Annotated in this window: 21 protein-coding genes and 1 other annotated feature; of the genes, 20 read left to right on the top strand and 1 reads right to left on the bottom strand. The window is 48.9% G+C overall.

The window, feature by feature from the left end; genetic code table 11:
* Positions 1-21 precede the first annotated feature (21 nt).
* The 15 genes from V1499_RS09020 to pyrE all read left to right on the top strand — a co-directional run bounded on the left by V1499_RS09020 (position 22) and on the right by pyrE (position 18,150).
* On the top strand, positions 22-795 hold the full coding sequence (locus tag V1499_RS09020) for an RNA-binding protein (RefSeq protein ID WP_409275568.1): 774 nt from the start codon (positions 22-24) through the stop codon (positions 793-795).
* Positions 796-928: 133 nt separating this feature from the next.
* A complete protein-coding gene (locus V1499_RS09025; protein ID WP_053366125.1) occupies positions 929-1,444 on the top strand; it encodes a DivIVA domain-containing protein in 516 nt (171 codons plus the stop codon).
* Between the two features lie 51 nt (positions 1,445-1,495).
* Positions 1,496-1,735, top strand: a binding site (T-box leader).
* Positions 1,736-1,808: 73 nt separating this feature from the next.
* The gene (gene ileS, locus V1499_RS09030) at positions 1,809-4,574 is read left to right on the top strand and encodes an isoleucine--tRNA ligase (protein ID WP_409275571.1); all 2,766 of its coding nucleotides are present in this window, start codon (positions 1,809-1,811) and stop codon (positions 4,572-4,574) included.
* Between the two features lie 134 nt (positions 4,575-4,708).
* On the top strand, positions 4,709-5,221 hold the full coding sequence (lspA, locus tag V1499_RS09035; protein ID WP_316568450.1) for a signal peptidase II: 513 nt from the start codon (positions 4,709-4,711) through the stop codon (positions 5,219-5,221).
* Complete coding sequence (locus tag V1499_RS09040; RefSeq protein ID WP_409275573.1) at positions 5,193-6,104, top strand: RluA family pseudouridine synthase; 912 nt, start codon at positions 5,193-5,195, stop codon at positions 6,102-6,104. The genes lspA and V1499_RS09040 overlap by 29 nt, the downstream gene beginning before the upstream one ends.
* Before the next feature lie 306 nt (positions 6,105-6,410).
* Positions 6,411-6,971, top strand: a complete 561-nt coding sequence (pyrR, locus tag V1499_RS09045) for a bifunctional pyr operon transcriptional regulator/uracil phosphoribosyltransferase PyrR (RefSeq protein WP_409275575.1) — start codon at positions 6,411-6,413, stop codon at positions 6,969-6,971.
* A 223-nt stretch (positions 6,972-7,194) separates the two neighbouring features.
* Positions 7,195-8,499 carry a solute carrier family 23 protein gene (locus V1499_RS09050; RefSeq protein WP_409275577.1) on the top strand — a complete coding sequence of 435 codons (1,305 nt, stop codon included), beginning with the start codon at positions 7,195-7,197 and terminating at the stop codon, positions 8,497-8,499.
* Positions 8,500-8,661: 162 nt separating this feature from the next.
* Positions 8,662-9,588: an aspartate carbamoyltransferase catalytic subunit gene (locus tag V1499_RS09055; RefSeq protein ID WP_409276264.1), complete on the top strand. Its 927-nt coding sequence runs from the start codon at positions 8,662-8,664 to the stop codon at positions 9,586-9,588.
* Positions 9,551-10,840, top strand: coding sequence for a dihydroorotase (locus V1499_RS09060; protein WP_409275579.1), 1,290 nt, complete (start codon positions 9,551-9,553; stop codon positions 10,838-10,840). Before V1499_RS09055 ends, V1499_RS09060 begins: the two co-directional genes overlap by 38 nt.
* Complete coding sequence (locus V1499_RS09065) at positions 10,837-11,946, top strand: carbamoyl phosphate synthase small subunit (RefSeq protein ID WP_409275581.1); 1,110 nt, start codon at positions 10,837-10,839, stop codon at positions 11,944-11,946. The genes V1499_RS09060 and V1499_RS09065 overlap by 4 nt, the downstream gene beginning before the upstream one ends.
* Positions 11,925-15,131, top strand: a complete 3,207-nt coding sequence (carB, locus tag V1499_RS09070) for a carbamoyl-phosphate synthase large subunit (protein ID WP_409275583.1) — start codon at positions 11,925-11,927, stop codon at positions 15,129-15,131. Before V1499_RS09065 ends, carB begins: the two co-directional genes overlap by 22 nt.
* Entirely contained in the window at positions 15,128-15,904 is a 777-nt protein-coding gene (locus V1499_RS09075; protein ID WP_409275585.1) for a dihydroorotate dehydrogenase electron transfer subunit, read from the top strand. Before carB ends, V1499_RS09075 begins: the two co-directional genes overlap by 4 nt.
* Positions 15,901-16,842: a dihydroorotate dehydrogenase gene (locus tag V1499_RS09080; protein ID WP_409275587.1), complete on the top strand. Its 942-nt coding sequence runs from the start codon at positions 15,901-15,903 to the stop codon at positions 16,840-16,842. The genes V1499_RS09075 and V1499_RS09080 overlap by 4 nt, the downstream gene beginning before the upstream one ends.
* Positions 16,811-17,530, top strand: coding sequence for an orotidine-5'-phosphate decarboxylase (gene pyrF, locus V1499_RS09085; protein ID WP_409275589.1), 720 nt, complete (start codon positions 16,811-16,813; stop codon positions 17,528-17,530). The genes V1499_RS09080 and pyrF overlap by 32 nt, the downstream gene beginning before the upstream one ends.
* Positions 17,527-18,150, top strand: coding sequence for an orotate phosphoribosyltransferase (gene pyrE / locus V1499_RS09090; RefSeq protein WP_409275590.1), 624 nt, complete (start codon positions 17,527-17,529; stop codon positions 18,148-18,150). The genes pyrF and pyrE overlap by 4 nt, the downstream gene beginning before the upstream one ends.
* A gap of 76 nt (positions 18,151-18,226) precedes the next feature.
* Here pyrE and V1499_RS09095 read toward each other — a convergent pair whose 3' ends face one another.
* Positions 18,227-19,939, bottom strand: a complete 1,713-nt coding sequence (locus V1499_RS09095) for an NFACT family protein (RefSeq protein ID WP_409275592.1) — start codon at positions 19,937-19,939, stop codon at positions 18,227-18,229.
* Positions 19,940-20,122: 183 nt separating this feature from the next.
* Between V1499_RS09095 and V1499_RS09100 the strand changes: the two genes are divergently transcribed.
* The 5 genes from V1499_RS09100 to rpoZ all read left to right on the top strand — a co-directional run bounded on the left by V1499_RS09100 (position 20,123) and on the right by rpoZ (position 24,949).
* On the top strand, positions 20,123-22,804 hold the full coding sequence (locus tag V1499_RS09100) for a cation-translocating P-type ATPase (protein ID WP_409275593.1): 2,682 nt from the start codon (positions 20,123-20,125) through the stop codon (positions 22,802-22,804).
* Positions 22,801-23,778 (top strand): YicC/YloC family endoribonuclease, encoded by a 978-nt coding sequence (locus V1499_RS09105; RefSeq protein ID WP_409275595.1) that lies wholly within the window; start codon positions 22,801-22,803, stop codon positions 23,776-23,778. Before V1499_RS09100 ends, V1499_RS09105 begins: the two co-directional genes overlap by 4 nt.
* 63 nt (positions 23,779-23,841) lie before the next feature.
* A complete protein-coding gene (gene remA, locus V1499_RS09110; protein ID WP_316568462.1) occupies positions 23,842-24,105 on the top strand; it encodes an extracellular matrix/biofilm regulator RemA in 264 nt (87 codons plus the stop codon).
* A 10-nt stretch (positions 24,106-24,115) separates the two neighbouring features.
* Complete coding sequence (gene gmk, locus V1499_RS09115) at positions 24,116-24,730, top strand: guanylate kinase (RefSeq protein WP_409275597.1); 615 nt, start codon at positions 24,116-24,118, stop codon at positions 24,728-24,730.
* Positions 24,731-24,949, top strand: a complete 219-nt coding sequence (gene rpoZ, locus V1499_RS09120; protein WP_409275599.1) for a DNA-directed RNA polymerase subunit omega — start codon at positions 24,731-24,733, stop codon at positions 24,947-24,949. It begins immediately after the preceding gene.
* The last annotated feature ends 294 nt before the right edge of the window (positions 24,950-25,243 follow it).

The following is a 25,243-nucleotide window of genomic DNA, read 5'->3' on the forward strand; positions in this document are numbered from 1 at the left end:
TTTGATTCTAGGAGCAAATACATGAATATTTACCAGCACTTCAGGCCTTCGGAAAGGGAGTTCATCGATCAGGCGCTGCAATGGAAGAGCCAGGTGGAAACTTCCTATGCGATGAAATTGACCGACTTTCTCGATCCAAGGGAGCAGCATATTCTTAAAACACTGATCGGTGAGAACGGAGAAGTCCGGGTCCAATTTTCTGGAGGCACCGAAAATGCCGAACGAAGACGGGCGCTTTTGCTTCCCGACTATGCCGTAGCAGGGCAGGAAGAATTCCAAATCAGCCTGATGGATATCCGGTACCCTTCGAAATTTGTTTCAATCGAACATCCCCAGGTCCTGGGGAGCCTAATGTCAATTGGACTCAAAAGGGGGAAATACGGGGACATCCTGATGGGAGAAGGAAAAGCTCAATTTTTTTGCGCCTCCGAAGTGGCGGATTTCGTGAAAATGCAGCTGGAGTCAATCGGAAGAGCCTCGGTAGGCGTCAGTGAAATTCCGATTGGGCAGGCGCTTCAGCCGGCTGAAACTTGGTCCGAAGAATCGATGACCGTAAGTTCGCTGAGGCTCGACGCTGTACTGGCCGCCATCCATCATTTATCGAGGCAAAAAGCCCAGCTCTTCATCCAACAGGGGCTTGTCAAGGTAAATTGGGCAGAGGCTGTGAATCCCGCTTTCGAGTTGGGAGAGGGCGATATGATTTCTGTCCGGGGATATGGCCGCGCAAGGGTGCTTTCGATTGAGGGGAAAACTAAAAAAGAAAAATGGCGGATTGTCGCCGGAAAACAAAAATAATTTTAAAGCGATATGCAGGAAAATGCCTGTTCCTGTCGAATTAACTAGTAGATAAATACATAGCAAACAAGCAGGGAGCGAAAATCGAGCCCTCCTGCATAAAGATTATACTCAATTTAAGGGAGGTTGCGGTATGCCATTAACACCATTGGATATTCACAATAAGGAATTCACAAAGGGATTCCGGGGATATGATGAAGACGAAGTAAACGAATTTCTCGATCAAGTGATCAAGGATTATGAACTGATCCTTCGTGAAAAAAAGGAATTGGAAGAGCGCCTGAATGATATGAATGACCGTCTCGGCCATTTTACCAACATTGAGGAAACGCTGAACAAATCCATTATCATCGCCCAGGAAGCGGCCGAGGAAGTTAAGCGGATTGCCCAGAAGGAAGCAAAGCTTATCATCAAGGAAGCCGAGAAGAACGCGGACAGGATTGTAAACGAGTCCCTGTCGAAAGCCCGTAAAATCGCCCTTGAAATTGAAGACCTGAAGAAACAATCCAAAGTATTCAGGACTCGTTTCAAAATGCTCATCGAAGCGCAGCTTGATATGATCAACAACGACGACTGGGATCACCTGCTCGACTACAAGCTGGATGCGACCGAGCTGAAGGCAACGGAGGAAGAGGACTCGCTCGCTTGACGGATGCCTTCCTTATGGCATATAATTTCCTAATATAAGAATTGAAAAGACTAACAGGCAATGAAAGGGACAGTACAATTTCACAAGCTTTTTTTAGCGAGCCGGGAATGGTGGGAGCCGGCAAAAGCAGGAAATTGGAAAATCACCCAAGAGTCCCGCACTGAAAGGCTTAAGTAAAGCCTAGTAAGCTGCGGCGCCAATTCCACGTTACGGATGTTTGAGCGGGCGGCGTGTTACTATGCTGCCTATCAGGGTGGTACCGCGGGAAAGCAAAACCTTCTCGTCCCTATTTGGGACGGGGAGGTTTTTTATTTTTACCAAAACGTCCCTAATAAATGGCATGTAAGTTCAGGAGGAAAAGAAAATGGATTACAAAGACACATTGTTGATGCCGAAAACGGATTTTCCAATGCGCGGCAACCTTCCAAAAAGGGAGCCGGAAATCCAGGCGAAATGGGAAGAACAGAATATTTATAAAAAAGTACAGGAGCGGACAAAAGGCCGCCCGATGTACGTTCTGCATGACGGCCCACCGTATGCGAACGGCGATATCCATATGGGCCATGCCCTCAACAAAATCCTGAAGGATATCATTGTCCGCCACAAGTCCATGACAGGCTACAATGCCCCGTATGTGCCAGGATGGGATACTCATGGCCTGCCAATCGAACAGGCATTGGCGAATAAGGGGGTTAAGCGTAAGGAAATGACCGTAGCCGAATTCAGGCAGCTTTGCACCGAATACGCGCTTGGCCAAATCGACAGCCAGCGGACGCAATTCAAGCGGCTAGGAGTCAGGGGGGATTGGGAAAACCCATATATCACCCTAAAACCTGAATATGAGGCGCAGCAAATTAAAGTATTCGGGGAAATGGCGAAAAAAGGCTATATTTACAAGGGCCTCAAGCCAGTTTACTGGTCACCTTCAAGTGAATCCGCTCTAGCTGAGGCGGAAATCGAATACAAAGATAAAAAATCTCCATCTATATATGTGGCATTTAAAGTGAAAGACGGCAAAGGTGTCCTTGATACGGATACGAGCATTGTAGTCTGGACAACAACCCCCTGGACCATTCCAGCCAACCTAGGGATTTCTGTACATCCTGATCTCGTTTACGCGGTTGTTTCGGTAAACGGACAGAAATATGTTGTTGCCGAGGCGCTTCTTGAGTCAGTGGCAAAAGAAATTGGATGGGATTCCTATGAAGTTGCCCGGAAGGTAAAAGGCAGCGAGCTTGAGTATATTACAGCAGCCCATCCGCTTTACGCCCGCGATTCCCTTGTCATGCTTGGTGAACATGTAACTACTGATGCAGGGACCGGGTGTGTGCACACAGCTCCTGGCCACGGGGAAGATGACTTCCATGTAGGCCAGAAATATGGGCTTGGCGTGCTTTGCCCTGTGGATGACAAAGGCTATATGACAGCCGAGGCGGAAGGTTTGGAAGGCCTTTTTTATGATGAAGCAAATAAGCCAATCACACAGGCACTTGACGAAGCGGGAGCCCTGCTGAAACTATCGTTCATTACCCACTCCTATCCGCACGACTGGCGGACAAAAAAGCCGGTTATTTACCGGGCAACCGCCCAGTGGTTCGCTTCCATTAAGGACTTCCGGAACGAACTGCTTGAAGCGGTTAAAGAAACGGAATGGGTTCCGGCGTGGGGGGAAACACGCCTGTTCAATATGGTCCGCGACCGAGGCGACTGGTGTATTTCCCGCCAGCGTGTCTGGGGCGTGCCGATTCCCGTTTTCTACGCTGAAAATGGCGAACCTGTCATTACGGATGAAACAATCGAGCATGTATCTTATTTGTTCCGTGAACACGGTTCGAATGTTTGGTTTGAAAGGGAGGCCAAGGATCTTCTCCCTGAAGGCTTTACACATCCAGGTTCTCCGAATGGGACGTTTACGAAGGAAACCGATATCATGGATGTTTGGTTCGACTCCGGTTCTTCCCATCAGGCGGTCCTTGAAGAACGGGATGACCTGCAGCGGCCGGCCGACCTCTATTTGGAAGGCTCAGACCAATACCGCGGCTGGTTCAACTCATCGCTCTCTACCGCTGTTGCCGTGACTGGCAAGGCGCCGTATAAAGGGGTCTTGAGCCATGGATTTGTCCTGGACGGGGAAGGCAGGAAAATGAGTAAGTCACTCGGAAACGTCATGATACCTGAAAAAATCATGAACCAGATGGGTGCCGACATCCTGCGCCTTTGGGTTGCTTCGGTCGATTACCAATCCGATGTGCGCGTTTCCGATGCCATCCTGAAGCAGGTTGCCGAAGTATACAGGAAAATCAGGAATACATTCCGATTCCTGCTCGGAAACCTGGCAGACTTCAATCCGGAAACAGATGCCCTTTCCTATGAACAACTGCGCGAAGTTGACCAATTCATGCTCGTGAAGCTCAACCGGCTCATCAAACAGGTGAGAACCTCTTACGATAAGTATGAATACTCGGGAATTTACCATGCGGTCAACAATTTCTGCACCCTTGACTTGAGTGCGTTCTACCTGGATTTTGCTAAAGATATTCTTTACATCGAAGCAAAGGATAACAAGGCAAGGCGTGCAATTCAAACCGTTCTTTATGAGGCGCTCGTTTCCCTTGCACAGCTCGTTTCCCCGATTTTATCCCATACAGCGGACGAGGTTTGGGAATTCATTCCGGGCGTCAAAGAGGAAAGTGTTCAACTGACCGATATGCCTGAATACAAGGAATATGACAATGCGGTAGCGCTAATGGAAAAATGGACAGCGTTTATGAAGCTCAGGGATGATGTCCTGAAAGCATTAGAAGAAGCACGCAATGAAAAAGTAATTGGAAAGTCACTGACCGCTAAGGTAACCCTTTATGTAAATAAACAAACAAGGGAGCTCCTTGATTCAATCGATGAGGACCTGAAACAGCTTTTCATCGTTTCCGGATTAGAGGTGGCTGGCGAAGCGGAACAAGCTTCAGCAGAGGCGCTGAAGCTAGAGAATGCTTCGATTGTGGTTTCGAAGGCGGAAGGCGAGACATGTGACCGATGCTGGGTTGTTACAACCGATACCGGTTCGGACCCAGATCATCCGACATTGTGCGCCCGCTGCGCTAGTGTTGTGAAGGAAACCTCTCAATTGTAAGATTAGGTTGATTAAAAAGTGTGGGCCGCACCTGCTTTTGCAGGGCGGCTGTTTTTTTTGAAAAAAAGTGCCGGCGCCATTGATTGTGGTAGTATGCTTGTTTGTGCTAAAATGCATAAGAAGTCATCGAGAAGATGTGGAGGGTTCACTTGGTGTTTTATTACGTAATTGCGGCATTTATCATTGCACTTGACCAATTTACCAAATGGCTGATTGTAAAAAACATGAATATAGGGGACAGCATCCCGGTAATCGAGGATATCCTATATATAACCTCCCACAGGAACAAGGGAGCTGCCTGGGGAATCCTCCAGGGGCAAATGTGGTTTTTTTATGTCATTACCGTTGTGGTCATCATAGGAATCGTGTATTACATGCGTAAAGCTGCTGGGGGAAGCAGGCTTTTGGGTGTCTCGCTTGGGTTTATGCTTGGCGGGGCAATCGGCAACTTTATTGACAGGGTTTACCGCAAGGAAGTAGTCGATTTTATCCACACGTATATTTTCAACTACAATTTCCCAGTATTCAACATTGCTGATTCCGCGCTCGTTATCGGCGTGAGCCTTTTGATGTTCCAGATGCTGAAAGAAGAGCGCGAAAGCAAGAAGGAGAAAACATATGGAAAAAATGGTACACACCATCGCTGAGAGCGAGAAGGGTGACAGAATAGACAAGGCGGTATCAAGCCTGAATGAAGAATGGTCCAGGACCCAGGTCCAGCAATGGATAAAGGATGGCCTTGTCCTTGTAAATGGCAGGCTGGTAAAAACAAATTATAAATGCGCTGAGCACGATGTTATTGAAATATCCATTCCGGAGCCCGAGGAGCTTGATGCGATTCCGGAAAATATGGATTTGGATATTTATTATGAAGATGGGGACGTCCTTGTGGTGAACAAGCCAAAAGGGATGGTAGTCCATCCGGCTCCAGGCCATTTGACCGGAACCCTTGTAAATGGGCTCATGTACCATTGCACGGATCTTTCCGGGATAAACGGAGTGCTGAGACCTGGTATCGTCCATAGGATTGACAAGGATACATCCGGCCTCCTCATGGTTGCGAAAAATGACATGGCGCATGAAAGCCTCGTGAACCAGCTCGTTGAAAAATCGGTCACAAGGAAGTACAAGGCGCTTGTCCATGGAAGCATACCCCACGATTATGGAACGATTGAGGCCCCTCTAGGCAGGGATCCAAAAGACAGGCAAAGTATGACGGTCGTTGATAACGGGAAACATGCCGTTACCCATTTCCATGTCCTTGAAAGGCTGGGCGATTATTCATTCATCGAATGCCAGCTTGAAACTGGAAGAACCCATCAGATTAGGGTCCACATGAAATATATTGGCTACCCGCTTGCGGGAGACCCAAAATACGGCCCGAAAAAAACGCTTGAACTTGGCGGCCAGGCCCTCCACGCCGGAGTCCTTGGCTTTAAGCATCCCAGGACGGGCGAATATCTTGAGTTCGAAGCCCCGCTGCCAGCGTATTTCGACAATTTACTCGAGGAATTGCGCAAAAATGGTTGACACGGGTAAATGCTTCAAGTAGTATATCTATAGATTAATAAGCCCTTTAAATGCAGTCCAGAGAGGCTGGGAAGGAACGGACAATCACACACCCGAAATAGGGGGTGTGGCTACATGTGACTATCCAACCTCCCACAACTGCGGGAGGTTTTTTTATGGACATATCTTTAAACAGAGTATTTTAGGGATTATAGATGATTTTATTAAGTAGATTGCAGCGAAGGGCACCGACTCCTGCGGAAAGCGTGTGCCCGTAGCGGAAATCAACAAGCAGATAACCGAGCCTATGAGAAAGCAGGTGGAATGATGGGCCAAAAAGCAATTGTGTTGGATGAACAGGCTATCAGAAGGGCGCTTACACGAATAGCCCACCAAATCATCGAAAAAAACAAGGGAATCGAAGAATGTGTCATTGTCGGGATTCGGACAAGAGGCATTTACATCGCGGAGCGCCTTGCTGAAAGGATCCGCCAAATCGAAGGAGCCTCGGTAGCCACTGGAGAACTCGATATAACCTTATACAGGGATGACCTGACCAAAGTAACCGACGACCAGGAACCGCATGTGAAGGGATCCGATATCCCGGGTGGAGTAACGAATAAAAAAGTCATTCTTGTGGACGATGTTCTCTATACCGGCAGGACGGTGAGGGCGGGAATGGATGCGATCATGGACCTAGGACGTCCAGCCCAAATCCAACTGGCAGTCCTTGTGGACAGGGGCCATCGCGAATTGCCGATCAGGGCCGATTATGTCGGTAAAAATATCCCAACCTCAAGTTCAGAACGGATTGTCGTCGAGCTCGAAGAAGTGGACGGCTGCGACCAAGTAAGCATATACGAAATAATCGAAAAAACAACCGAATAGCCCTTTTAAAGCAGTCCAGAGAGCCTGCAAAGGGGGAAATGCCGGGCCGCGCCATGGGTGTGCGCTGCCACAAGCCGGAAAAAAAGTCCGGCATGCATTTTAACCTCCTTGTGTTCTGGACGCAGGGAGGTTTTTTTTGCTAACATGATTTGTGCTTTTTTAGATAAGTTTTCAGTTGAATAAGGAATACATGCAAATCCTATTAAAATCGGAGGAGAAACGAATGAACAACCCAATCCTGGATGTACACGAAAAACCGAGGCTCGGCCAGATGATTACGCTTAGCCTACAGCACTTATTCGCCATGTTCGGCGCGACGATCCTTGTGCCTTACCTTGTGGATCTAAGCCCGGCAATCGCCCTCATTTCAAGCGGCCTTGGAACATTGGCCTTCCTCGCAATTACAAAATGGCAGGTGCCAGCGTATCTCGGATCATCGTTTGCCTTTATTACACCGATAATCGGCGCGAAGGCAATGGGCGGCCCTGGCGGCGCGATGATTGGCAGCTTCATGGCTGGCCTCGTTTACGGCATCGTCGCCCTGATCATTAAGAAGGCGGGACATCGCTGGATCATGAATCTTCTTCCTCCGATTGTGGTGGGGCCGGTCATCATGGTCATTGGCCTTTCACTGGCGGGAACCGCTGTCGGGATGGCGATGAATACATTAGATAAACCGGAAAATTACAGCATGCTACATTTCTCGGCGGCTCTGGTTACCCTTATCGCCACAATTATATTCTCGATTTATGCGAGGGGGGTACTGAGCATCATTCCAATCCTTGCGGGAATTATCATTGGATACGTGTATTCGATGGCGGTGGGTCTTGTCGATTTCTCAAAGGTAGTAAATGCGAATCTTTTTGTAATGCCTGATTTCATCATTCCGTTTGTCGATTATAAAATAAATATAACGTTGGATCTCGTCCTCTTGATGGTTCCGGTCGCGGTCGTGACGATTTCTGAGCATATCGGCCATCAGCTTGTGCTGAGCAAGGTAGTCGGCCGTGATTACATTAAACAGCCTGGCCTTCACCGCTCCATTTTGGGCGACGGTACGGCAACGATGATTTCCGCATTGATTGGCGGCCCGCCGAAAACAACTTACGGTGAAAACATCGGCGTCCTCGCCATTACAAAGGTATATAGCGTGTATGTCATTGCTGGGGCGGCGGTGGCGGCAATCCTTTTCGGTTTCAGTGGAACAATTACCGCACTCATAGGCTCAATCCCGCCAGCCGTCATGGGCGGCATCTCTATCCTGCTTTTCGGTATCATCGCTTCTTCCGGCCTGAGGATGCTTGTTGACAACAATATTGATTTTGGCAACAACAGGAACCTCATCATCTCATCCGTCATCCTCGTAATCGGTATCGGAGGAGCGTTCATCAAGATAACAAATGGCTTTCAAATCCACGGCATGGCGCTCGCGGCAATCATCGGGGTATTGCTGAACCTGATCCTGCCTGGAAGGGACCCAGTAAAAGACGACATGTTTGAAGTTTCAACAGACAAAAAATCTGCATAAGGTACCACCTTTTAAACCGGTCCCGTGAGTCCGGTAAGGGTGCACGCCCTGCCGCCAGGAAGCCAAATTTCCAGGCAGCAGGGGGAAATCTGCGCCCAGGCTACCGCCGAGGGCGTTTTCTTTCGCCCTAAAGCACAAAAACTGGGGAGGAATGGAAAAATGATCAAGCATTTACTGACAATGGCTGATTTGCAGCCGGAAGAAATCCACACACTGATTGATGAAGCGGAAGGATTTTCAAAAGGGGCAATCTGGGTTCCAAATAGGCCGGCGTTTGTTTCGAATCTATTCTTTGAACCAAGCACCAGGACGAAGTGCAGCTTTGAAGTCGCGGAGCGGAAACTTGGCCTTGAAGTTATCCAGTTTGAGGCAAGTGCTTCAAGCGCTCTTAAGGGTGAAACGCTTTACGACACAGTCCGTACATTGGAATCGATCGGGGTGGATGCGGTCGTCATCCGCCACCCGGCTGACCAGTACTACTGCGAACTCATACAGGGCTGCAGAATCCCGATCCTAAATGCAGGAGACGGCTGCGGCCACCACCCGACCCAATCCCTTCTTGACCTTATGACAATCAGACAGGAGTTTGGAAGGTTCGAAGGGTTGAAGGTTGCAATTGTCGGAGACATTAGGCATAGCAGGGTCGCCCATTCCAATGCTGTCGCGTTGACAAAGCTCGGTGCAGAAGTCGTTTTTTCAGGTCCGCCGGAGTGGTTTGATGGGCATACGAACTATGAGGAAATCGACAGTGCGGTGAGGACGGCGGATATCGTCATGCTCCTCCGGATCCAGCACGAACGGCATGAAAGGCATTCGGGAATATTGAAGGAAGAGTACCATCGCGAGTACGGGCTAACCCTTGAAAGGGAAAAGCTCATGAAGCCCGGGAGCATTATCATGCATCCAGCTCCTGTCAACAGGGATGTTGAAATTGCCTCAAGCCTCGTAGAATCACAACGTTCTAGGATTTTTAAACAAATGGAAAATGGCGTTTATGTCCGAATGGCGGTCCTGAAGAGGGCTCTGGCACAAAAAACAGGGGGTTGGTACCATGAAGCTTTTGGTGAAAAACGTGCGATTGCAAGGTAAATCTACAGGATTGGAAAAAACGGATATTTTCATAGAGAACGGGACGATCGCAAAAATTGGCCGGGAACTAAATCTGGAGGCGGACAGGACCATTGATGGTGATGGATATTTCGCGGCACCCGGTTTCATCGATCTCCACGTCCATCTTCGGGAACCCGGAGGGGAAAAGAAGGAAACGATTGAAACAGGTACACTTGCGGCGGCGAAGGGTGGATTCACTACTGTCGCCGCGATGCCAAATACAAGGCCGGTCCCGGATTCGAAGGAGCAGCTTGACTGGCTTCAGGAAAGGATTGCAAAAACGGCCGCAGTCCGGGTGCTTCCCTATGCATCGATTACAATCCGTGAATTGGGAAGGGAACTGACAAACTTCGAAGAGTTGAAGTCTACGTGTGCATTCGCTTTTACGGATGACGGAGTAGGCGTGCAGACGGCAGCGTTGATGCTTGAAGCGATGAAAAAAGCCGCCGAGCTTGATATGGCGATTGTCGCCCATTGCGAAGAGGATTCGCTCATTAACAAAGGGTGCGTCCATGAAGGTTCATTTTCAAAGAAAAACGGCCTTAACGGGATACCTTCCGTATGTGAAAGCGTCCATATCGCAAGGGATGTTCTGCTTGCGGAAGCTGCCGGCTGCCACTACCATGTTTGCCACATCAGCACGAAGGAATCGGTTAGAGTAGTCCGTGATGCGAAGCGCGCAGGGATTCGCGTCACTGCGGAAGTTACCCCACACCACCTCCTGTTGTGTGAGGACGACATACCAGGCCTCGATACCAATTACAAAATGAACCCGCCTCTGAGGGGCAAAGCAGACCAGGAGGCATTGATTGAGGGGCTCCTGGACGGAACAATTGACTTTATCGCAACCGACCATGCTCCGCATACGGCAGAAGAAAAGGCGGAGGGAATGCAGCTTGCCCCATTTGGGATAACAGGCCTTGAAACAGCATTTCCGCTTCTGTACACCCATTTTGTTGATAAAGGAATACTCAGCCTCCAGCAGCTGGTTGATTTGCTAACTATTAAACCTGCTGAAGCATTCGGGCTTCCGTTTGGAAGGGTAGAAGAAGGAGCTTCGGCAGATATCGTCCTGTTGGACTTGGAAACGCAACGGGAAATCAACCCGCGTGAATTTTTGTCCAAAGGGAAAAACACGCCGTTTGCAGGCTGGCCGTGCAAAGGCTGGCCGGTCTTGACGATAGCGGCTGGAAAAATCGCCTGGGAAGAAGAGGCTGGGGTACTGGCATGAAACGAAAACTGATACTCGAAGATGGCACTGTTTTTATCGGCGAAGGTTTTGGGGACTTTTCAGAAACAGAAGGTGAAGTGGTTTTCAATACAGGCATGACGGGCTATCAGGAAATTCTTTCAGATCCAAGCTATTGCCGGCAGCTCGTTGTCCTTACGTACCCATTAATCGGGAATTATGGCATTAACCGTGATGATTTTGAATCGATCAATCCGGCAGTGGGAGCCCTGATTGTGAAAGAAGCGGAAAACTTTCCATCCAACTGGAGAAGCGAAACAACACTGGAGGAGTTTTTAAAAATCAAAAAAATTCCCGGATTAAAAGGAATCGACACCCGGATGCTGACAAGGGCGATCCGCAAGCATGGAACAATGAAGGGTGCCATTTGCGGAATTGAATCCGATATAGACGAAGTGGTTGAGAGGCTAAAGAGCCGGCCGCTTCTTACCGGCCAGGTTAAAATGGTTTCGACAAAAAATGCTTATCCTAGCCCTGGCCGTGGCAAAAGGGTTGTCCTCGTCGATTTGGGAATGAAGCATGGGATATTAAGGGAGTTGAACAAGCGGGGTTGTGATGTGACGGTAGTCCCTTATGATACATCTGCGGATGAAATCCTGCGGCTCCGGCCGGATGGTATCATGCTGTCAAATGGCCCGGGAGATCCAAAGGATGTGCCTGATGCAATCAATATGATCAGGGAAATCCTCGGCAAGGTGCCGATTTTCGGGATTTGTCTCGGCCATCAGCTGTTTGCTCTGGCCTCGGGAGCTGATACCGAAAAAATGGTGTTCGGACACCGCGGCTCAAACCACCCTGTTAAAGAGCTTTCGACTGGGAAAATCACGATTACCTCCCAAAACCACGGCTATTCCGTTAAAGCTGATTCCATAAAAAACACCGCATTGGAAGTTACCCATATCGCGGTGAACGACGGCACTGTCGAGGGGCTCCGGCATTCCAGCCTCCCCGCATTCAGTGTCCAATACCATCCCGAAGCTTCACCTGGCCCAGATGATGCAAATAATCTCTTTGACCAATTTCTGAACATGATTGAAACCTATGAAAAAGAAGAAGGAGTGCGAGCATGCCAAAGCGTACGGATATAGAAACCATTCTGGTTATAGGTTCGGGCCCCATCATCATTGGGCAGGCAGCTGAATTTGATTATGCCGGTACACAGGCATGCCTTGCTTTGAAGGAAGAAGGGTATAAGGTCATTCTCGTAAACTCGAATCCCGCGACAATCATGACCGATGCGGAAATAGCCGATAAGGTTTATATTGAGCCGCTGACGGTGGATTTTGTGTCGCGGTTTATTAGAAAAGAACGCCCGGACGCGCTTGTGGCGACCCTAGGCGGCCAGACTGGCCTCAACCTGGCGGTGGAGCTTGCCAAATCGGGCGTGCTTAAGGAATGCGGTACCGAAATTCTTGGTACAAAGCTGGATGCGATTGAAAAGGCTGAGGACCGTGAGCTTTTTAGAAATTTGATGAATGAGCTTGGCGAGCCAGTACCCGAAAGCGCCATTGTCCACTCGCTACCGGAAGCACACACATTTGCTGAAAAAATCGGTTTTCCGGTCATCGTCCGACCGGCCTTTACACTTGGCGGGACTGGCGGGGGGATTTGCTCGAATGTCGGAGAGCTTGAAGAAATAGTTTTAAGTGGATTGAAGAACAGCCCTGTTGGACAATGCCTTTTGGAAAAGAGCATTGCGGGCTATAAGGAAATCGAATACGAAGTGATGCGTGACGCCAACGACACGGCAATTGTTGTCTGCAATATGGAAAACATCGACCCTGTTGGCATCCATACGGGAGACTCCATCGTTGTGGCCCCTAGCCAGACATTGAGCGACAGGGAATACCAGCTTTTACGGAACGTATCGTTGAAGATTATCCGCGCCCTTGGCATCGAGGGAGGCTGCAATGTACAGTTAGCCCTTGACCCCAAAAGTTTCAACTATTATATCATCGAAGTCAATCCGAGGGTCAGCCGGTCTTCGGCGCTTGCCTCCAAGGCAACCGGGTATCCAATTGCGAAATTGGCTGCAAAAATTGCTGTCGGCCTGACCCTTGATGAAATGATCAATCCTGTCACGGGCAAAACATATGCAAGCTTTGAACCGGCACTTGATTACGTCGTGACAAAAATTCCGAGGTGGCCGTTCGATAAATTTGAAACAGGAAACCGGGAACTTGGGACCCAAATGAAGGCTACTGGCGAAGTTATGGCAATTGGGCGGACATTTGAAGAATCGCTTTTAAAAGCGATTCGGTCACTTGAAGCAAACGTCTATCATTTTGCCCTGCCTGGCGGGCAATCCATTTCGGATGATACGGTTGAAAAACGTATCCGGAGAGCTGTTGATGAGCGGTTGTTCTATATTGCCGAAGCAATGAGGAGGGGAGTTTCGGTCGAGGTTATTCACGAATGGAGTCAAATCGACCATTTCTTTTTAAGAAAATTTAAAGGGATTCTTGACCTTGAAATCATTCTTAAAAACAACCCTTTCGACTATTTTGTTGGTCTGGAGGCAAAAAAACGCGGATTTTCGGATAAGGCAATAGCCTTGCTATGGGGCTGCGGGGAACTGCATGTTTCTGAATGGAGGAGGCAGCATGGTATTTTGCCTGTATACAAAATGGTCGATACATGCGCATCCGAATTTGAAGCAGCGACACCGTATTTTTACGGAACGTACGAAAATGAAAATGAATCGGTGCTGAGTTCCAGGAAAAGCGTTGTTGTATTGGGGTCCGGTCCAATCAGGATCGGCCAGGGGATTGAATTTGACTATGCGACCGTCCATTCGGTAAAGGCTATCCAGGAAGCAGGCTATGAAGCAATAATCATAAACAGCAATCCTGAAACGGTATCGACCGATTTCAGCATCTCTGACAAGCTGTATTTTGAGCCGCTCACAATCGAGGATGTGATGCACGTCATCGACCATGAGAAACCGATTGGAATCGTGGTCCAATTTGGCGGCCAGACGGCTATCAATCTTGCATCAGGACTTGCGGAAAGGGGCGTCCGGATATTGGGCACTAGCCTTGAGGACCTTGACAGGGCGGAGGACCGCGACAAATTCGAGCGCGCCCTTGTAGAACTCGGGATTCCGATGCCACTTGGAAAAACCGCATTATCCGTCGAGGAAGCCGTAACGATTGCGAATGAAATCGGCTATCCTGTACTCGTACGCCCATCCTACGTCCTCGGGGGGAGGGCAATGGAAATCGTGCACAATGAACAGGATTTAATTCTTTATATGAAAAACGCGGTAAAAGTCAATTCCGGCCATCCAGTCTTGGTCGACCGCTATATCACGGGCAGGGAAATTGAAGTTGATGCAATTTCGGACGGGACCGATGTGTTGATTCCGGGGATTATGGAGCACATTGAAAGGGCGGGAGTCCATTCTGGAGACTCGATTGCCGTCTACCCACCGCAATCGCTGACCGTTGAAGAAAAGCGGCGGATCGCTGACTATACCACAAGGCTTGCAAAAGGGTTGAACATCATTGGCCTTTTGAACATCCAATTCGTCCTGTCTGATAGCGGCATATATGTCCTTGAAGTGAATCCCCGCTCAAGCAGGACTGTCCCATTCCTAAGCAAAATTACACATGTTCCAATGGCTAAAATCGCGACGAAGGCGGTTCTTGGCATTTCCATCCGTGAACAGGGCTTTCAAGGCGGAATCATCCCGGAGAAAGAAGAGGTTTTTGTTAAAGTGCCTGTCTTCTCTTTTGCGAAATTAAGAAGCGTCGATATTACGCTCGGACCGGAGATGAAATCAACCGGTGAAGTAATGGGCAAAGATTTTTCGCTTGAAAAAGCCTTATACAAGGGCGTCGTAGCTTCCGGAATTTCGATTCCGCAATTTGGCGCCGTTCTTATGACAGTGTCGGATAAGGACAAACCGGAAGGGGTTTCCCTGGCAAAAAGGTTTGCCGCGCAGGGCTACCAGATCATCGCGACTTCCGGTACTGCGGCGGCAATTGAAAAGTCAGGAATCCCAGTTCAGGTTGTTGGGAAAATCGGTTCCGAGGGGCCTACGCTTGTCGATATTATCCATAAGGGCGAGGTTCAATTTATCATCAATACGTTAACGAAGGGCAGGCAGCCAGAGCGGGATGGCTTCAGAATCAGAAGGGAAGCAGTTGAAAATGGGATTCCTTGCCTTACATCGCTTGATACTGCCGCCGCTATTTTAAAAGTCATTGAATCAATGAGTTTTTCAGTAGCAACAATTGGCCCAAACACAAGGGAGGCAGCTAAGATTTGATTACAAAAGAAATGTGCGCGATTGTCCGCCAGGAAGAACTTGCCGACTCAATCTTCAGGCTGACGGTTGAAGGGAAGATGTCAATGGGAGCATCGCCGGGCCAATTTGTGCATATAAAGATTGGCGGTGCAATGGGACCGCTTTTAAGGCGGCCAATCAGCATCTCGTCAATCGACAGGCAGAACGGCAGAATGACACTCATATATCGTGCTGGCGGCGAGGGGACAAAGTTGCTATCAACCTATACCGCTGGAACAGAAATCGATATCCTCGGCCCGCTAGGAAACGGGTTTCCTGCCAGTGAGACTGCCGCCGGGGAAATTGCTTTGCTTGTTGGCGGGGGGATAGGTGTTCCGCCTCTTTATGAACTATCGCGCCAACTCGTCCAAAAGGATGTCAAAGTCGTCCATATACTTGGTTTCCAGACAGCTTCAGCCGTTTTTTACGAAAAAGAATTCTCGGAGCTTGGGGATACATTCATCGCAACAGCAGATGGAACATATGGGGTAAAGGGGTTTGTGACGGATATCTTGAGGAAGGAAGAGCTTGGCTTCCACACTCTATATGCGTGCGGCCCGGTTCCGATGCTAAAAGCTTTGGAGGTTGAGTATCCGGATAAGAAAGTGTTCCTTTCTCTAGAAGAACGGATGGGCTGTGGCATCGGCGCATGTTTTGCCTGTGTCTGCAGGGTACAGGGCGATGCGTCTGGCCATGCCTATAAAAAGGTTTGCAGTGACGGGCCGGTATTCCGTACCGGGGAGGTAGTATTATGAACAGACTTGAAATTTCATTGCCTGGGTTAAACTTGAAAAATCCGGTCATGCCTGCTTCCGGCTGTTTTGGGTTTGGTAGGGAGTTTAGCAGGCTCTACGATTTGGACGTTCTTGGAGCAATCATGATCAAGGCCGCTACCGGCGAACCGCGGTTCGGGAACCCCACTCCGCGGGTTGCGGAAACCCCGTCTGGAATGCTGAACGCAATTGGCCTCCAAAATCCTGGTTACAAGGAAATTATCGCAACGGAACTTCCCTGGCTCGAACAGTTCAATGTGCCTATCATTGCAAATGTTGCCGGCTCTACCGAAGAGGAATATGTCGAGGTGGCAAGGCATATTTCACAGGCGCCGAATGTCCGTGCCCTCGAATTGAATGTTTCGTGCCCGAATGTGAAGGAAGGCGGGATCGCCTTTGGGACAGACCCTGTCGTGTTGAGGGAACTCACGAAAAAGGTAAAGAATGTTTCCGCCGTACCTGTATATGTGAAACTTTCACCAAATGTAACAAATATAGTGGAGCTCGCCCTTGCCGCGGAAGCCGGCGGCGCGGACGGCCTCACAATGATCAATACCCTCATCGGAATGAGACTGGACCTTAAAACCGCCAAACCGATACTTGCGAACAGGACTGGCGGGCTCTCCGGACCGGCAGTCAAACCGGTTGCTTTAAGAATGGTTTATGAAGTTAGCCAGAGAACAAGCCTACCGATCATTGGCATGGGAGGCATCCAGTCCGCAACTGATGTAATTGAATTTTTCTACGCGGGAGCTAGTGCCGTCGCGGTCGGGACGGCAAACTTTACCGACCCGTTTGTGTGCCCGCAAATCATCGAAGAATTGCCTGTTTTGCTTGATGAATTGGGATATGAACATATCTTCGAATGCAGGGGAAGGAGCTGGAACAATGCAGGACAACCCGCTTATCATCGCGCTTGATTTTGGGGACATGGCAGAGGTTGAAAGATTCCTGAAGCCTTTCTCTACCCACAACCTGTTTTTAAAAGTCGGAATGGAGCTGTTTTACAAAGAGGGTCCGCGGACAGTCTATACATTGAAGGAAATGGGCCATCGCGTCTTTCTTGATTTGAAGCTACATGACATCCCGAACACGGTTATGAGCGCGATGAGGTCTCTTTCAAGCCTCGGCTGTGATTTGGTAACCGTTCATGCCGCTGGAGGGAAAGCGATGATGGAAGCAGCAGTTGAAGGGCTAGAGGCCGGGACTCCAGCTGGAGGAAAGAGGCCAGCCTGTGTTGCAGTCACACAGCTTACCAGTACGGAAGAAGCAAGGATGCAGGAGGAACAACTCATTCCTGTTCCCCTTATAGAATCTGTTTTGCACTATGCTTCTCTCACCAAGTCAGCAGGACTGGATGGAGTCGTTTGCTCCGCATGGGAAGCCGGAAAGATTATGGAACGTCAAGGCAGCGGGTTTTTGACGGTGACTCCCGGCATCAGGATGGGTACTGACAGCCACCAGGATCAAAAACGGGTCGCAACCCCTGAAAAGGCGCGCGAAGCCGGGATATCGGCCATTGTCGTAGGCAGGCCGATCATCAGGGCTGAAAAACCTGTAGAAGCCTATGAAACTTGGGTGGAAGCATGGAAAGGAGCATCACGGTGAACAAATCAATTGCCGCTCAACTATTGGAAATCAATGCAGTTACTTTAAGGCCGCTTGAGCCGTTTACGTGGACATCCGGGATCAAGTCGCCGATTTATTGCGATAACAGGCTGACACTTTCCTATCCGGATATCCGTAAGGCGATTGCGAAAGGCCTGATTTCATTGATACATATGCATTTTCCCGATGTAGAGGTGATTGCCGGGACTGCCACTGCTGGAATCCCCCATGCCGCATGGGTAAGCGCCGGTATGGAGCTTCCGATGTGTTATGTCCGTGGCAGCGCGAAAGGCCATGGAAAGGGCAATCAGATCGAAGGCAGGGTGGATAAAGGACAAAAGGCCGTCATCATCGAAGACCTTATATCAACCGGCGGCAGTGTGATAACAGCTGCCAAGGCGCTTGAGGAAGCCGGTGCGGAAGTCCTTGGGGTCGCGGCGATTTTCACCTATGGGCTTGAAAAGGGGAAAAAGGAGCTAGCGGATGCCGGCCTTGCCGCTTATACGATTACTGATTTTCCAGAACTCGCAAAAATCGCGGCGGATGAGGGATATATCAAGGAAGAAGAACTCGGCCTCCTGATGGAGTGGTACAAAAACCCAAGTGAATGGATGAAATAAAAGTTGTAGCCCGGCATAAAAGCCGGGCTATTTCATATCGGATAGTATTCTTTATTTACTGGCAGGTGCAGGTCAGCTATTTTTTCTTAAGTGCCAGGACGGTTTCTTCGTCCGGGGTCACATAGACTGTTTTTTGATTGTCGTAGATGACAAATCCCGGTTTTGCGCCATTTGGTTTTTTTACATGCCTGACACGCGTATAATCCACCGGAACTGAACTGGAATCACGGGCCTTTGAAAAATAGGCTGCGAGCAACGCGGCTTCGCGGATTGTTTCTTCGGAAGGCTCCTTGCTCCGGATGACCACGTGCGAACCCGGGATATCTTTGGTATGGAGCCAGATTTCATCCCGTCCGGCAAGCTTTCCGGTCAAATAATCATTTTGCTTATTGTTTTTGCCGACGAGTATTTCAGTTCCATCCGAACCGGTATAGCTGTCAAGCACGGGTTTCCAGTTGGCTTGTTTTTTGCCATTCTTTTTCGCCCGCTGCCTGATGTAGCCACCTTCGGCAAGTTCCTCCCTGATTTCTTCAATATCACTTGGGGAAGCTGAATCAAGCTGCTGCAGCAGGCCGTCAAAGTAAACCGCTTCTGCTTGGGCTTTTTCAATTTGTTCATTCACTGCCAAAACAGCATTTTTGGCTTTCTGGTATTTTGAAAAATATTTTTGCGCGTTTTCGGATGGCGTTTTTTGTGGGTCAAGCGGAATGACCGCCATTGCACCATTTTCATCGTAGTAATCGAGCACCTCAATTTCTTTCATGCCTTTTTTTGCTGCATGCATATTCGCTGTCAACAGTTCCCCATATTTTTGGAACTCCTCTGCTTTTTCTGCGTCCTTCAGGGTTTTCTTAAGCTTCTCGATTTTCTTTTCATTCTTTTCTTTTTCGTTCGCGATAAACCTTTCAAGATCGCCAGCCTGCTGTTTAACCCTGTCCCTCTCGGCTTTGCCAAAATAATAACGGTCCAGCATGACGCTCAAGGTTGGAAAAACCCTCGGTTCGCCTTTCAGGTGATGGAGGGGAAACAGGTAAAACGCCTCCTTGTTGGGGCCAGCCGTTATCGCAGGCTCTATCCTGCCATCACCGATCCTGTCAATCATTGAAACGAAAGCTTTTGGCATTGTCGTCCTGTTTGCCAGGCCGCTCGCGAACACAGTTTCTTTTGCGAACAGTGGAGACACACCGGAAAAAGCGTCGACCAGTTGCCTGTCGAGCTTCCCGCTATTAAAATCGATTGTTTTCAGCACATCTTCCTCTGTCGCCTTAAATGGGTCCAATTTATGTTGTTCAGGCGGTGCTATATAGGGCTGGCCGGGCAGGATGGCCCTATGGGTATTCACCGCGAACGACACGTGCTTGATGCTATCCAATATCATCTGCCTGCTTTTATCCACAAGGATGATATTGCTGTGTTTCCCCATAATCTCGACAATCAGCTGCTTGTAGCTGATATCGCCAATTTCATTCCGCCCCTTTATTTCAAAAATGAGGATCCTGTCCGTACCGGATTGGTAAACGTCCTCGAGTATATAGCCTTCGATATGTTTCCTAAGGAGCATGCAGAACATCGGTGGCTCACTAGGGTTTTCATGAGTTTCATTCGTCAATTGAACCCGGGCATAGTTTGGATGGGCGGAAATGAGGAGGCGATGGTTGGCGCCATTTGCCCTAATGACGAGAATGATTTCATTTTTATATGGTTGCTGAACTTTATTGATACGGCCACCAGCGAGTATTTTTGAAAGCTCGCCGGCCATGGCTCTAGTAAATAATCCATCAAATGACATCGAAAATACCTTCTCTTTCACTAGTTTTAACACAATCTAGAAGCATCTTATACCCTGAAGCTGTTGCTCCTTCTATTTTAGCATTTTTTTGGACGAGTCTGAATAAGCTTACTTGAGAGTATGGAATGCGGGAGGAAATATGGCGTTCCGTGGAAAAATCAAAGGGGGAAGCGTGATGGCCGGATGAGGTTCCATGAAATGAATACAAGCCAGGTGGAAGAGGCGCTGAATACTGACTATTCGTCTGGATTATCCCTGGATGAAGCGGGGAAGCGGATAAAAATCCACGGGTACAATGAGCTCGATGAAGGGGAAAAGCAATCCGCGCTGCTGCTTTTTCTTAACCAGTTCAAGGATTTTATGGTACTGGTGCTTCTGGCAGCTACGCTCATATCCGGGCTGCTGGGCGAGTATATAGATGCCATAGCGATTATTACAATCGTTTTAATAAATGGCTTCCTTGGTTTTTTTCAGGAAAGGAAAGCTGAAAAATCCCTTCAGGCATTGAAGGAATTATCGGCGCCGCAAATCCATGTGCTCCGTGAAGGCAAATGGCTTAAAATCCCTTCTAGGGAGGCTGTCCCGGGTGATGTCGTCAAATTCTCAAGCGGGGATAGAATCGGGGCGGATGTACGGATTATCGAATCTAAAAGCCTCGAAATTGAAGAGTCGGCCCTTACAGGAGAATCTGTGCCAGTTTCAAAAGGTACCGACGCTCTATCCGTACCCAACCCAGGACTTGGGGATATGGAGAATATTGCATTCATGGGTACGATGGTGACGAGGGGGAGCGGATATGGAACCATTATTGCCACTGGGATGAAAACGGCGATGGGCCAGATTGCCGATTTGCTCCAGAATGCGGAAACAGCGGAGACGCCATTGCAAAGAAGGCTCGCCCAGCTAGGGAAAATACTCATTACAGTCGCGCTATTATTAACGTTGCTAGTTGTAGTTATCGGCCTTATACAAGGGCACGGCCTGTACGAGATGGTTTTGGCGGGCGTCTCGCTTGCTGTTGCGGCAATCCCGGAAGGCCTGCCCGCGATTGTAACCGTCGCCCTGTCGCTTGGCGTCCAGAAAATGATAAAAAGCAATGCAATTGTCAGGAAGCTACCCGCCGTTGAAACACTCGGTTGCGCATCGGTCATTTGTTCGGATAAAACCGGGACGATGACACAAAACAAGATGACGGTTACCCATTTGTGGAGCGGTGGGAAGAGCTGGACCGTAGACGGAATCGGTTATCAGCCAGAGGGCAGCTTTTACGGAGAGAACAAGCATACCATCCAGGTGAGGAACGAAAAAGCGCTCCAGCAGCTTCTCATGTTTGGAATGCTCTGCAATCATTCAGTGTTGGCCCGGAAGGAGAACGAGCTTTTCCTGGATGGGGACCCAACGGAAGGCGCACTTCTTATCAGCGCCATGAAGGCCGGGTATGACAGAAAAAAACTTCTCGAAGAATATAAAATTCTGAATGAGTTCCCATTCGATTCGTCCCGAAAGATGATGAGTATTATCGTTGAGGACAGGCATGGGAAAGTCTTTGTTGTTACGAAGGGTGCACCTGATGTCCTGATTGGGGTAAGCAGCGGCATCCTAAAAGAAGGAAGAGTCCAACTGATGTCTGGCGAAACGAGGGCGGAGGCTAACGCAGCGGTTGAAAGCCTTGCATCAAAAGCATTAAGGACGATAGCGGTTGCCTATAAGCCCCTGCCGGCAGGGCGTGTTATCCTGAATGAACGCGAGGCGGAAAAGGATTTGACTTTCATAGGCATACAGGGAATGATTGATCCGCCGCGGCCCGAGGTAAAGGATGCTGTACGCGAATGCCGTGAAGCGGGAATTAAGACGGTCATGATCACTGGAGACCATGTCATAACGGCGAAGGCTATCGCCAGCCAGCTCGGAATCCTGTCAAGGAACAGCAAGATTTTGGATGGCAAGGCGCTTTCGGAAATGGCTATCGAAGAACTTGAAGAGGTCGTTGAAGACGTTTCGGTTTTTGCTCGTGTTTCCCCTGAGCATAAGCTGAAAATAGTGAAAGCGTTCCAAAATCGCGGGCATATTGTCGCGATGACCGGTGACGGTGTGAATGACGCTCCCGCGATCAAGGCCGCCGATATTGGCGTTGCCATGGGAATTACAGGGACGGATGTTGCCAAAGAAGCATCGTCGCTCATCCTTCTCGACGACAATTTTGCCACCATTAAATCGGCTATTAAAGAGGGCAGGAACATTTATGAAAATATCCGTAAATTCATCCGATATTTGCTGGCTTCAAATGTAGGGGAAATCCTTGTCATGCTTTTTGCAATGATCCTTGCCCTTCCGCTCCCGCTTGTTCCCATCCAAATCCTATGGGTGAATCTGGTGACAGACGGGCTGCCTGCCATGGCGCTTGGCCTAGACAAGCCAGAGGAAAATGTGATGAAGCGGAAGCCTAGAAGTCCGCGTGAAGGTGTTTTCGCCCGTGGCCTTGGCTGGAAAGTAGTCTCGCGGGGATTTTTGATTGGGATTGTTACGCTGCTTGCTTTTATGGCGATTTACAACAAGCATCCTGAGCAGCTGGATTATGCCAGGACAGTTGCATTCGCTACCCTCGTCCTTGCCCAGCTCATCCATGTATTTGACTGCCGCAGTGAAATTTCCGTTCTTTCAAGGAACCCATTCGGCAACAAATATCTTGTCTGGGCGGTAATATCATCAGCGGCCCTGATGGTTGCCGTCATTTACTATCCGCCGCTGCAGCCGGTTTTCCATACGGTTTCAATCAAGCCAAATGATTGGCTATTGATTGTCGGGCTTTCCGCAATTCCAACTTTTTTGCTGGCAGGAACATTTTTGGCAAGAAAAACAAAATGAGGTATGATATAATCACAAAGGTAGTAGAGACGGCTCTATTGCCTTTTCTTTATGGAATGGCAATTCGCCGGCCGGATTGTGAAAAGGATGTGCGGATGATGATTGTTAGCATGACTGGTTTTGGAAGCTGCAAAAAAGAAACCGGAACCTTTTCCATACATGTTGAAGTCAAAACGGTTAATCATCGATTTTGTGAGTTTAGTTTCCGTATGCCCCGTTACCTGTTAAAGGCTGAAGACAAGTTTAAAAAGGCTCTTGGCCGCCATATCCGCAGGGGCCGTGCCGAAGTGCACATTTCCGTGGAAGGGGAAGGGCCCCATGAAAGGATCCTCCGTGTCGATTGGAATCTGCTGGACGGCTATTACCGTTTTATTGCCGAGGCTGGCGCCAAATACGGCTTTGATTCCATGGAAGCCTTTAAGCATGCGCTGGGGCGGGAGGAATTCGTACATATTGAAGAACGGGAAACCGGGAATGAGCAGCTTGAGGCCATGATCCTAGAGGCAATCGATGAGGCTGGGTCGATGGCGAAGCAAATGCGGATGGCGGAAGGTGAAGCACTGAAGGAAGACTTGTCCTCTAATTTGGCGCGTTTTCAGGATATCGCTTCAGAGTTAAAGGTCTATGCTCCGTCCGTGGTTGAGCAATATAGGGAAAGGCTTACCAAACGGATGTCGGAGCTGCTTGATGGTGGGGCGGATGAATCTAGGATTCTCGCCGAAGTAGCCCTGTTCGCGGATAAATCGGATATCAATGAAGAACTGGAGAGGCTGAAAAGCCATATCGGCCAATTCACATCCGCCTTGGATGAAACAGACCCGGTTGGAAGAAAGCTGGACTTCCTCGTTCAGGAAATGAACCGGGAGGTAAATACAATCGGGTCGAAGTCGAATGATTCACGCATATCCGAACAAGTTGTTGTGCTTAAGAGCCTGCTTGAAAAGCTGAAAGAGCAAATTCAGAACATTGAATAGGCGCCCCGTTTTAGAAGGCATCCCAAGGGGCATAATGATAAAATTGATGACTGGAGAATGGGCATGAACATTAAATTGATCAATATTGGCTTTGGGAACATCGTATCCGCAAACCGGATCGTTTCAATTGTAAGCCCCGAGTCCGCTCCGATAAAACGGATTATTCAGGACGCCCGTGACCGCGGCTCACTTATTGACGCCACGTATGGAAGAAGGACAAGGGCAGTTATCGTCATGGATAGCGACCATGTAATTTTATCGGCGGTCCAGCCGGAAACGGTTGCGGGCAGGCTTTCGGACCGCGAAGATATAATGGATGAAGGGTAGGATAGGCCAAATGCAGGAAAAAGGATTGCTCATAGTGCTTTCAGGGCCATCGGGAGTAGGAAAGGGTACCGTAAGGAAAGAGATTTTTTCCCAGCCTGATACGTCTTTTGAATATTCCATTTCAATGACAACGAGGAGTCCCCGTGAAGGGGAAGTTCATGGGGTGGATTATTTCTTTAAAACTAGGGAAGAGTTTGAAGAGCTGATTGCCCAGGGAAAGCTTCTTGAATATGCAGAATACGTAGGGAATTATTATGGGACCCCGGTCGATTATGTGCGGGAAACACTTGATTCCGGGAAAGACGTTTTCCTCGAAATTGAAGTGAAAGGCGCGAAGCAGGTAAGGGAAAGGTTTCCTGAGGGGCTGTTCATCTTTCTCATGCCGCCAAGCCTTACGGAACTGAAGAACCGGATCGTCACGAGGGGAACGGAAACGGAGGACCTCATCAATAACCGGATGTTGACAGCGCGTGAAGAAATCGAAATGATGCATCTTTATGACTACGTTGTCGAAAACGATCAGGTCGAACTGGCCTGCGAACGAATCAAAGCGATCGTCACTGCGGAGCACTGCCGCCGTGAACGTGTTGAACAGCGATACATTAAATTACTGGAGGCGGAATAATTGTTATATCCATCTATCGATTCCCTGTTGAATAAGATTGATTCGAAGTACTCACTCGTATCTGTTGCTGCGAAAAGGGCAAGATACATGCAGCAAAACGGCGGCCTCCGCCTTGAAAAATATGTATCACATAAATTTGTCGGAAAAGCGCTTGAAGAAATTCACAGCGGCCAGCTGACCTACCGGGTCGGAAAAAAAGCGGAAACCCCCGCTGAATAGTTGGCTATTGAGCGCCGGCAAAACGGCTGCTAATCTTTAGCATGGTTTTCATCGAAAGAAAATTGCAGATTGGGGCATGGCAAAGGGAATATGTCAGCCCCTTTCTTATTGAAGAAAATAGAACGCTGTTGATAACTACTTCTTACCTGTAATTGGATTAGGGGACAGGGAAGAAAGAACATTCCATCGATTTGACCAAACACAAGCGCCTGTTCCCGGGCGCTTGTGTTTTTCAAAGAAGAGCAATGATTGCTTGCCTTTAACAGTTGGGGCTTGAATACATAAGGCATTAAA

This window comes from Neobacillus oceani (assembly GCF_046237595.1).
In the GTDB taxonomy this organism is placed as follows: domain Bacteria; phylum Bacillota; class Bacilli; order Bacillales; family Cytobacillaceae; genus Bacillus_D; species Bacillus_D oceani.